The organism is Rothia nasimurium, from assembly GCF_004569295.1.
GTDB classification, from domain to species: domain Bacteria; phylum Actinomycetota; class Actinomycetes; order Actinomycetales; family Micrococcaceae; genus Rothia; species Rothia nasimurium_B.
Window position 1 is genome coordinate 1 of record NZ_SPQC01000023.1, and the last position, 10,330, is coordinate 10,330.

8 protein-coding genes and 1 CRISPR repeat array are annotated in these 10,330 nt (G+C 58.3%); all 8 genes read right to left on the minus strand.

What is annotated here, in order from left to right:
- Positions 1 to 144 precede the first annotated feature (144 nt).
- The 8 genes from E4U03_RS07320 to casB all read right to left on the minus strand — a co-directional run bounded on the left by E4U03_RS07320 (position 145) and on the right by casB (position 10,324).
- Complete coding sequence (locus tag E4U03_RS07320) at positions 145 to 705, minus strand: pirin-like C-terminal cupin domain-containing protein (RefSeq protein ID WP_167752354.1); 561 nt, start codon at positions 703 to 705, stop codon at positions 145 to 147.
- Entirely contained in the window at positions 635 to 1,189 is a 555-nt protein-coding gene (locus E4U03_RS07325) for a pirin family protein (RefSeq protein WP_135012902.1), read from the minus strand. The genes E4U03_RS07320 and E4U03_RS07325 overlap by 71 nt, the downstream gene beginning before the upstream one ends.
- A 426-nt stretch (positions 1,190 to 1,615) precedes the next feature.
- Positions 1,616 to 5,792: direct repeats of the CRISPR family, unit length 29 nt; unit sequence GGGCTCATCCCCGCACACGCGGGGAACAC.
- 79 nt (positions 5,793 to 5,871) lie between these two features.
- Positions 5,872 to 6,222, minus strand: a complete 351-nt coding sequence (gene cas2e / locus E4U03_RS07330; protein WP_245207692.1) for a type I-E CRISPR-associated endoribonuclease Cas2e — start codon at positions 6,220 to 6,222, stop codon at positions 5,872 to 5,874.
- Positions 6,223 to 6,233: 11 nt separating this feature from the next.
- Positions 6,234 to 7,175 (minus strand): type I-E CRISPR-associated endonuclease Cas1e, encoded by a 942-nt coding sequence (gene cas1e, locus E4U03_RS07335; protein ID WP_135012904.1) that lies wholly within the window; start codon positions 7,173 to 7,175, stop codon positions 6,234 to 6,236.
- Positions 7,172 to 7,858, minus strand: coding sequence for a type I-E CRISPR-associated protein Cas6/Cse3/CasE (gene cas6e / locus E4U03_RS07340; protein ID WP_135012905.1), 687 nt, complete (start codon positions 7,856 to 7,858; stop codon positions 7,172 to 7,174). The genes cas1e and cas6e overlap by 4 nt, the downstream gene beginning before the upstream one ends.
- Positions 7,855 to 8,547, minus strand: coding sequence for a type I-E CRISPR-associated protein Cas5/CasD (gene cas5e, locus E4U03_RS07345; RefSeq protein ID WP_135012906.1), 693 nt, complete (start codon positions 8,545 to 8,547; stop codon positions 7,855 to 7,857). Before cas5e ends, cas6e begins: the two co-directional genes overlap by 4 nt.
- A 4-nt stretch (positions 8,548 to 8,551) precedes the next feature.
- Entirely contained in the window at positions 8,552 to 9,670 is a 1,119-nt protein-coding gene (cas7e, locus tag E4U03_RS07350) for a type I-E CRISPR-associated protein Cas7/Cse4/CasC (protein WP_135012907.1), read from the minus strand.
- 21 nt (positions 9,671 to 9,691) lie between these two features.
- Complete coding sequence (gene casB, locus E4U03_RS07355) at positions 9,692 to 10,324, minus strand: type I-E CRISPR-associated protein Cse2/CasB (protein WP_135012908.1); 633 nt, start codon at positions 10,322 to 10,324, stop codon at positions 9,692 to 9,694.
- Between the last annotated feature and the right edge of the window lie 6 nt (positions 10,325 to 10,330).

Consider the following 10,330-nt stretch of genomic DNA (forward strand, 5'->3'; position numbering starts at 1 on the left):
GTTGGAAGAGGTGGATGAGTTGTTCTCGTTGGTGTTGGGTGAGTGAGCTTCGTGCTCGCATAGGAGATGCTCCCCATTAGTTGGTGACTGTTTTTTAGTAGTCCAACTTATGGGGAGCAGTTCACACCCCTGAACCGGGGTTTTTTAGTCGCCGCGCAGCTTCAAGCGCGCGTTGGGCAGCTCCGGGGCAGGAATCACCGATGTGCGGGGCTTCTCTTCATATTCCCCGGGCAGCAGCACCACCCCGCCAAAGCGGGGGCAGTCGGGGCCAGCGTCCTGACCGACTGCAAGTGCCCCGCCGATGACTATCTCGGTGCCCGACGCACCCGCCGGGGCGGTAACGGCCTCGAAGCTCTCAGCCTGGGAGTTCCAGGCGGCGCGGGCTTCGACGATGTCTTCGTGGGAGCGGCCGATGAAGTTCCACCAGATAGCGATTTTCTCGCCGAAGGGGGCTCCGCCGAGCAGAATCAGGCGGGTGTCGCCGATCACCTCGATGGTGAGTTCGGCGGTGCCCGGTTCGATAAAGAGCATTTCGTCGGCGGCTACCTGCTGGCCGTTAATGAGGAGGGCGCCGGTGTCGACCACGAAGCCGTGCTCGTACCCGGGGTTAGATCCGGGGGCACCCACCAGAATTTCAGCGCCGAGCAGGGGCGAGAAGGTGGTGATGGGCGACGAGCCGGTGAGGGTCTGCCCATCGATGGCCACGCCCAAGCTCCCCCAGGAAGACGCGGGCCTGCACCGGAGCCGGGGCGGACGCGTCCTGCCCACTCCCCTGCCCGCCGAAAGTAAGGGCCTCGGGCACGAAGTTTTCGAAGGCGGGGGCGGTGTTCATGTCTTGGTGGGGCAGGGCGATCCAGAGTTTGGATGCTGTGCAGCACGAGTATTCGGAGTGGTTGATGCCGTAGCCGGCGGTCATGAGGTTGAGCTCGCCGGGGCGTACGTCGGCAACGGTGCCGAGGGAGTCGCGGTGTTCGATGGTGCCGGTGAAGATCCAGCTGGCGGTTTGCAGGCCAGTATGGGGGTGCGGGGCGATGCGCATGCCGCCGGTGACGGCGACGTCGTCAGGGCCATAGTGTTCGATGAAGCACCAGGCGCCCACCATGCAGCGGTCGCGGGAGGGCAACAGGCGGCGCACGGTCATGGCGCGCAACCCGCCGAGCGGGACGGGGCGAGGCTCAATGAGTTTCATGGGTTTAGTGTACTGGAGAAAAAAGGGAATACTTTACTCGTGAAGTTTTTTGGGGTGGGGCGTGGCGGGCCCGGTAGGCCCTAGTATTTATACGTCTGCAGGAAACGCCCATACCGAACCCCTACCCTACAAGGGCACCAAAGGTGCACTCCCCCGAACATGCACAGGACGCAGCGGGGAGGGGAGCCGGCACAGGCGCCGCATCGCTCCCCGCGCACATGCGAGGGGACCACTCTCAGCTATAGAAATCACTGCCGGTAGCCTCACAGCCCGCAAAGCACATAAGGCCACCAGCAAGAAGAGGAACAGCAAAAAGAAACAGCTGAACCTGCACCGGGTGGGACAGAAGCCCCCACCCTCTCCTACCAGTTTAGAACAGGAGCTATACATGGAAAAGGCTAATGACTAAACTTGCACCGGACACTGTGGCTCGTCCCCGCACACACAGGGAACACGGGCTATGGTGTATTCGTCGAATAGCTCGAAGGGGCTCATCCCCGCACACGCGGGGAACACCTGGGTGGGGTGGGCGTGGGTGCCGTCACCGGCGGCTCATCCCCGCACACGCGGGGAACACGCTTAGCCAGCTGACTCTTACCAACAATCAAGGGGCTCATCCCCGCACACGCGGGGAACACTATAAGGCTGCTATTTTCACCAAGCCGGTGCCGGGCTCATCCCCGCACACGCGGGGAACACCCGTTGGTTTTGCGAATTTCCGAGACCAGGGCGGGCTCATCCCCGCACACGCGGGGAACACATGCCAGGGTACGCAGCTCCTACCTTGTAGGGGGCTCATCCCCGCACACGCGGGGAACACCATCCTTTCGCTCAAGATGTTTTGCTCATGCGGGGCTCATCCCCGCACACGCGGGGAACACAACGGCGCCGCCCGGCGGGGTCTCCCTTCACCAGGCTCATCCCCGCACACGCGGGGAACACGAAAAGTTTAGTGAGGACGCCAACCGGGAAGTGGGCTCATCCCCGCACACGCGGGGAACACCGGCAGGCGTGAAATTCGGGGAAAACCATGTCGGGCTCATCCCCGCACACGCGGGGAACACTGGCACAAACAGCGGTGAACGCGGCCCTTGATGGGCTCATCCCCGCACACGCGGGGAACACTACGATGAGGCAAGAGCAGCGTACCCAGCAGTAGGCTCATCCCCGCACACGCGGGGAACACCAACCTGGGCTACCGCTGAGGCGGCCCCCGATAGGCTCATCCCCGCACACGCGGGGAACACGCGGTGACATCTACGGTCAGCCAGGCCCCTTCGGGCTCATCCCCGCACACGCGGGGAACACCTGAGCGGCATTATGTGGGCTCTGCTGGTGTGGGGCTCATCCCCGCACACGCGGGGAACACTTCGTACCCAGAGCGTAGAGCAGTGCACTCGGCGGCTCATCCCCGCACACGCGGGGAACACCTGAATCCGGTGAAAAGCTCAAAGGAATGGTTGGGCTCATCCCCGCACACGCGGGGAACACCATCCTTTCGCTCAAGATGTTTTGCTCATGCGGGGCTCATCCCCGCACACGCGGGGAACACACCCTCTTCAGCTTCACTGTCACCACCGGCTGGGGCTCATCCCCGCACACGCGGGGAACACCATCATCAGGGACACCTGTTACTGCAGAATCCGGGCTCATCCCCGCACACGCGGGGAACACTAGATGGGACGCGTCTGTGGGTTGCCCCTACGGGGCTCATCCCCGCACACGCGGGGAACACGCCGTGAGTGTCATCAGCCCTGACCATTTCCTGGGCTCATCCCCGCACACGCGGGGAACACCTTCACTCATTTTCTGGTTTCTCCTTTGTGAGAGGCTCATCCCCGCACACGCGGGGAACACATGTCTATCTCGACTTTGACAGTTTCGGAGTCGGGCTCATCCCCGCACACGCGGGGAACACGGTGAAATCGCACTATAAATGCACCACGCCCTGGGCTCATCCCCGCACACGCGGGGAACACGTGATGGTCAGGTAGGTATCGCCGTACCCCTCGGGCTCATCCCCGCACACGCGGGGAACACGGAAATACTACTACCCTGCCGGTAGAAGAGCGGGGCTCATCCCCGCACACGCGGGGAACACTTGTGCCGGTCGCTGATGCCCTGGTTTTTGTGGGGCTCATCCCCGCACACGCGGGGAACACGGTGCGGTGCTGGTGGTGGTGTTCATAAGGTGGGGCTCATCCCCGCACACGCGGGGAACACCTGCTTGTTCACTTGCTGGGTCATGGTTTCCAGGGCTCATCCCCGCACACGCGGGGAACACCGCAGACGCGGGGAAAAAGCACCACCAGCAGGGGGCTCATCCCCGCACACGCGGGGAACACTTCGCACTTTCATGGCGTCACCTGTTTCGTACGGGCTCATCCCCGCACACGCGGGGAACACGAGCGAATCAAGTAGCCGTTCTTCTTCCACTCGGGCTCATCCCCGCACACGCGGGGAACACTGGTCAATCATGGAAGCCTGGACATACACAGGAGGCTCATCCCCGCACACGCGGGGAACACTCTTCCTTGGAGATCACGATTTCGTAGAGGCCGGGCTCATCCCCGCACACGCGGGGAACACCCGAATAAGTAGCCAACACTGAACGGTTCACGGGGCTCATCCCCGCACACGCGGGGAACACTGGTACGGCCCCGTATCATCGACCGTGTACCGGGGCTCATCCCCGCACACGCGGGGAACACCCACCGCCGACCCCGACGAATCCGCATACGACGGGCTCATCCCCGCACACGCGGGGAACACCCTTGGGGTGCCCCGAAGCCGCCTGCGTAGGCGGGCTCATCCCCGCACACGCGGGGAACACGCGTCCTCGTACACGACGGCTTCCTTGCAGGGGGGCTCATCCCCGCACACGCGGGGAACACCGTTCGGCGAGGACGTCGAAGGTAGGGAGCGAAGGCTCATCCCCGCACACGCGGGGAACACACCAAATGCTCCCGAGTCCACACAGGCTTACCGGGCTCATCCCCGCACACGCGGGGAACACTCTTTGACGCTCACGGAGGTGAACTGACATTGGGGCTCATCCCCGCACACGCGGGGAACACAAGAAAACCATGGATCTGCTTCAACGCTCCTGGGGCTCATCCCCGCACACGCGGGGAACACAAGCAGGTAGCAATCGACGATGAAGCCGCCGAAGGCTCATCCCCGCACACGCGGGGAACACGAAAATTCGTGCCCACCTCATAGGAGCCGCCGGGGCTCATCCCCGCACACGCGGGGAACACACGGAAACTGGTTTAACGGAACCGTTCACGGCAGGCTCATCCCCGCACACGCGGGGAACACAGTCAATCTAAGGCGCTCAGTTCACAGCGGAAGGGCTCATCCCCGCACACGCGGGGAACACTTTCAAAGGAAGCGGTAGAGTCCAGCGGTAACGGGCTCATCCCCGCACACGCGGGGAACACTGAGTCTGCGGGTTTGACTGTGGCGGCCAGGGGGGCTCATCCCCGCACACGCGGGGAACACTTTTGTCCAGGTGCTGATGGTGGCTTTATGGCGGGCTCATCCCCGCACACGCGGGGAACACGAAACAGGTTGGTTGGATTATCGCTTGCGTTGCGGCTCATCCCCGCACACGCGGGGAACACCTTGAAGAGGTCTTCAAAGACTATTTTGGGCAGGGCTCATCCCCGCACACGCGGGGAACACCCCACCGCTCGGGGGTGCGCTGAGCTTTTGCAGGGCTCATCCCCGCACACGCGGGGAACACTTCGTGTGCGTGCGCGTTATTAATGGGGTGTAGGGCTCATCCCCGCACACGCGGGGAACACATTGCGTTGCTGATAATCGCTAGAGATTCGCGGGGCTCATCCCCGCACACGCGGGGAACACAGGAGCTGCCAGCGGCGCTTGGGGCCGTTGCCGGGCTCATCCCCGCACACGCGGGGAACACCCCGGTGGTGGTGATGTAGGCGCCGGTGACGGGGGCTCATCCCCGCACACGCGGGGAACACAACACCGCCCCCGCTACACCGGCCGTCCCTGAGGGCTCATCCCCGCACACGCGGGGAACACCCCACTATCTCAGTAGATAAGAGTAAGCACCGGGGCTCATCCCCGCACACGCGGGGAACACTTAGCTCTGTATCGCGTAAACGTACCCGTGGTGGGCTCATCCCCGCACACGCGGGGAACACTGCTGTGCTGGCACACTCAAAGGGTGCTAGCTGGGCTCATCCCCGCACACGCGGGGAACACGACCAACAGCACATGCGTGACGCGGTTAATTCGGGCTCATCCCCGCACACGCGGGGAACACCGTTTAGCCTCGGCCCATACCAGTGAGGAGACGGGCTCATCCCCGCACACGCGGGGAACACCACCAAATGCTCCCGAGTCCACACAGGCTTACCGGGCTCATCCCCGCACACGCGGGGAACACCTGAGGAGCGCGCCGAGCAGGCAGAGGCGCAGGGGCTCATCCCCGCACACGCGGGGAACACTTGGTGACGGCAAAGACCCGGCAGACTCCGGCGGGCTCATCCCCGCACACGCGGGGAACACTCTTAGAAGCGTTCGATGGGGAAATGGAGAGAAGGCTCATCCCCGCACACGCGGGGAACACACTTCCTGACAAGGATATTTACCTGAGCCAAAGGTTAAATCCAATCAGTATGAGTGACTTATCGTCAGGAAATCATTAACTACATCTTAGTCCGCCACGGGGGATTGCGACTACGCACTTGTGCTCGCGCTTTACTCCACCCCGTGGTACGTTTCGATTTCGCAGGGGAACCAGGTAAAGGTCTCATCATCAATGTTAACCCTTCCAGGTCGACAGGTTCCCAGTCGTGTTTATGCACCTTGAAACGAAGACGCTGTTCACTGTCCGAAGAGTACACCAGAATTGCTCTACCGCTCCCAGCATATAAGCAAGTTCGTTCCCAGAGAGCCTCGCGAACTTTTGCCGAAACATTGCCTACAAATGTTCCAGGACTAATCTCTAATAGCCACCGCGTCAGGTCTCCGCGTAATCCCTCTGGGCACGCAGTCACAACTAAAACAATCAACTACCATCACCTGCATAGTTGATGCCTGCTTCTACTGTAGTTTTACCGGGCCCAGCCCAAAGTGAAAGCTCATCAATCTGCTCCCATTCAGTATCAATATCTGGAGCTAATAGCCGCGAAATATCACGAGCGCACCGGGCGAGTAGACGATGTGTGATTACAGCATCGCGGACAGCTCGGCGAACATCCGATGTGATGTTACTGCTGCCTGAAGCAACTACATCAAAAGCAGCCGGAATGGTGATCTCAGCTTTATACAAATCAGCGATATCAAAGACAAAAGAGCGATCATGGCCAGTATGAATAAAGCCCAGTCCTGGAGTACATCCCAACGCAACAATGACTGAATGAACCACCCCGTACAAAGCAGCATTAGCGGCGGTAAGGGCTTGGTTAATGGGGGAACCGTCCTCAAAGGCCCCCGGCATATAATCGCGCTTACCCCAGGCAACACCAGTACGTTCAGAATGTTCACGGTAAATGCGACGGACGCGAGCACCTTCCCTGCCACGGAGCTGTTGCATAGTAAGTTGCGAGACATCTTCGCCTGGGAAACGATAGGCGTACATTTTCCGTGCAACATCAAGCCGTGAACGCACGTTTGAAACGTGCTCAGCCTGAGCCTGCAACATACGAGAGCTCCGAGCTAGAGAGCTACCGTGAGCATAGAATCGGACGCCGTTCTCACCACACCAAACTACGCTAGCTCCACAGTCACCCAAGAGAGTCATCGCAGCATTCGTTACACGGGTGCCGGGCCCTAAGAGCAAGCACCCTAAAGTGGCTGCTGGAATATGGATTACTCCCCTATCAGAAGTTGCGGTAACCGCGTTGGCGTCCCGGTGCACCGCACACCTCTCCAGATACACAAAAGATAATCTGTCGCTAACTCGCGCCAGCTCAGTTCTAGTAGGTGGCGGTGCACCAGGAATACTCATGCCGCTGCCCTCCTAAGCGTCATTAGGCCGCAACCGTAGGCTTTTCCTCGCCCAATTCCCTGAATTAAAGCAGACTTTAGGGACTCAGAATCGGTAACTTTCAAGACGCCATCAAACTGCGCTTTTCGCAAAGTAACCTGTGCGCTTCTACCACCCTGACAGGGGTCCTTCCGAGAAAATCGAAGGTCTTCTCGGTTAGTAACATCGACAGCAAGACCTGTGAGGCCCTGAGGAGCCTCTTTTATTTCGAAACCAAAATCCGCAGACCGTTGGGTAAGCCAGTTAATCTGCTGTTCAGGAGTCACATGAGGTAAGACCTTCCCTCTGCTCCCGGGAGGAGTTGACTCCCGTTTGACAGGGTTAGCTTGCAGACGGAATCCCCACTCCTGCCCAACCATAAGTCGGTCAAGGAAAGTGCCGTAGTGAATCGAGTTCCAGGTTTGAGACACCCAACCCGCATTTTCAACGATATGGGTGAAATCTGGTTCCAGAGGGCTCACTACATACAAGGTATATTTGATGCCTTCTTGGTCTAAACGCCAAAGCACACGTTCCCCAGCTTCTTCAAGCGAACCTGGTGGGAAGGTCTGGAGCACAGCCTTGTGCATAAACTGACGGTTGCTTAGAAGCTTTCGTCCCTCACGTTTTTGTGGGTTGATAAGGATAGAACTGAACCAGGTCATAGGCCTCGCACCGCTTCCATAAAGGGATCACTCATGAGTTGTCCTTCTTCATTATCAAACACCACAGGCTCCGCTTCATACACGGTTCGCCAGCTGTATTGTCGGTTTTCTTGGCTATAGCTCAGTGGAGTATCTCGCACCTGGTCGCCGTCTTCACCAGTACGGGCATCTCGGATAAGGGGCAGAAAGACCTTCTGGTCTCTGCGTTTTTTATGCCAGGACGCTGCTCCCCAAGGCTGTTTGCGGAGCGCCGTTTCTGCGTCATCTTCGCTGACGCATACGAAAAGATCAGCATTTGCAGGACAGTTACGGCGCCCCAGGTAAAGGGGATACGCCGGCTTCTGTACCGCTTCCGCGATGGTTTCGATGAGCGCATCAGATCCTGACACAGCTGCTAGAAAGACCGCGTCTGACAGATAGTAACGGGTTGAGAGGTTAGGGGCTTTAGCACCTGGTTCGCGGGCTGTTTGATAGTCCCGTTCCAGGTTTCCTGGTTGGTCGATACGTACCGCAAACTCAAGCGCAGCAAGATCAGCGATATTATCGGTTCGTTGTCTGCCCTGAGCCGCAGCAAGCAAACCTAAAACTCCTGACTTGGTGGGTACAGTATTAGTTGCACGAGTACGATAGCGGCTATTTGACCCCCAGGATTGCAAAGGCCCTCTCAGTTTAAGAACCAGTGTTTTCATGGAGTTACTTACTTTCAGTGGCTTCCAGGGTTGCTGTGAGTTCGTCCAGAAGCTGGGGCAGGTTAGTAACGGTGCCCAAACTGTCAAGAGCCTTAACCAGGCTAGGCAAAGCAACTACCCAAGATGCCTCAGGCTTATAGCCGTACATAGCGTCTAGGGCTTGTGCCTCTTCTGCTAGTTTCTGAGCCGCTTGTAAGCGGTAACCACCGTTTTCATTGGTAGCAGGCACTTCAAAGGCGTTGACCAAGCTAACGGGGCGATCCTTTCGGACGCTGACCACAATAGCCTCAGGTAAAGTACGGTTAGCAAAGGTATTCTGCTTGCCGGTAGGCATGGAAGTCAGGAAAGACTCCACAAAAGCCCGCGTTGCTTTAACTGCGACGTCGCGGTCATCTAGATTCGCTGCTAAGCCCTCAAGGTTGACGGTGGCATAGCGGTAGAGGGTTGATGACATCATCTCAACGGTACCCAGCATTCCAGCACCAGTTTCTTCGGCATCGCGAACCACATCATCAACGGCAGTGAAGAAGTCAAACTCGGGTTCAGCTCCCGCGACGCCTAATGCGTGGGCTACCTGGGCAGCCGCATCAACGTTATAGGCAGCATCGTCAGCGACCATGCGGCCAAAGAGGGCAATATCGACAGAGTTTTTATCGTCAAGGACCTTCTGGGCGTCCTTCTTAGCAATCTTTTCTCCATCAGCATCAATAATTGCCTGAGCAGCAGCCTGAATCTGGTGGTTGCTGAGGAAAAGCAGGTAGCCGGTTTCGAGGTGGCTTTCTTCGTCTTCGCCCTTCTTCTTGGAAGAGGGGGAAACCTTAATGCCAGCAGTTTTCAAAAGAGCCTCAACCTCAGCGGTCGCGCGGGCCTCGTCCCAGCGCTCGTCGAGTTCCTGAATCTTGGACGCAATCTTCTGAACGACCCGCTTGGTACGTACACCCATGAGTTCAGGGGTGAGAGTTTCTGCAAGGTCATGTCGCATGACATGCTTCCATGCCTGAGATGAAACGCGCTGACGGGGCACACCGCCAAAAGTCGCTGTTTTGGGGGCGCCAGTATCATCGCGATTGATGTTGCTGGGAGGCAAGGTCTGTAGTGCGTGAATATCAATAAAGAGTGACATTAGAGATTTTCCTTTCGATGGTTAGTTCTTGGTGGGTGTTTGTTTCCAGAGGGCTGAAGCATAGTCCCTGCCCCAACGCAGGATGACACCTTCACGTCGGCTAGGAGTATGCAGTGCCCAAAGGTCGCTGGCTAGTTGGGCATAGTCAAGCGGGATCTCGTAGGTGTGCAGAAGGCTAATGAGAGATCGGAGATGGTAGCTGATGGCGGAAGGAGTGCGAGCAACCATAAGAGCGTCCAGCCGACTTTTAATGGATTTGCTTCCCGATGAAACGGTCAACTCAGCAACAGCTGTTCCTAGTGACTTTTTACCTTTAAGGTGCATAGGACGGCCTAAAGCACGTTGGTGTAGTGCATATAGAGATAGAGCGGTGAAAGCTGCTCGCTCAGCGTTATTCGCTTCGTCCTTAGTACCGGTGTAGGCGAAATCGGGCAAAAGTGTATCCAAGGCATAGGACCATGCCAAAGGGTCTTTTTCCGGAGTTTTTCCTGCTGCCTTTCGAAGCGTTGCTAGGGTCGCTCGATCGCCGCGTTCATACGCTGCCTGAAGTTTGTAAAGAGCAGTTGCTATCGAGTTGTAGAAACTCTGTTTTTCAGGCAGAGAGGATAACGGCATATCTTGGCCGGAGAAATCTTGTTGGGTTCCGGTATCCATAGTTTT

Excerpts from the sequence above, each read along its gene's own strand:
- cas6e (WP_135012905.1), bottom strand. The coding sequence starts at position 7,858 with ATGACCTGGTTCAGTTCTATCCTTATCAACCCACAAAAACGTGAGGGA.
- cas1e (WP_135012904.1), bottom strand. The coding sequence starts at position 7,175 with ATGAGTATTCCTGGTGCACCGCCACCTACTAGAACTGAGCTGGCGCGA.
- cas7e (WP_135012907.1), bottom strand. The coding sequence starts at position 9,670 with ATGTCACTCTTTATTGATATTCACGCACTACAGACCTTGCCTCCCAGC.
- casB (WP_135012908.1), bottom strand. The coding sequence starts at position 10,324 with ATGGATACCGGAACCCAACAAGATTTCTCCGGCCAAGATATGCCGTTA.
- cas5e (WP_135012906.1), bottom strand. The coding sequence starts at position 8,547 with ATGAAAACACTGGTTCTTAAACTGAGAGGGCCTTTGCAATCCTGGGGG.
- E4U03_RS07325 (WP_135012902.1), bottom strand. The coding sequence starts at position 1,189 with ATGAAACTCATTGAGCCTCGCCCCGTCCCGCTCGGCGGGTTGCGCGCC.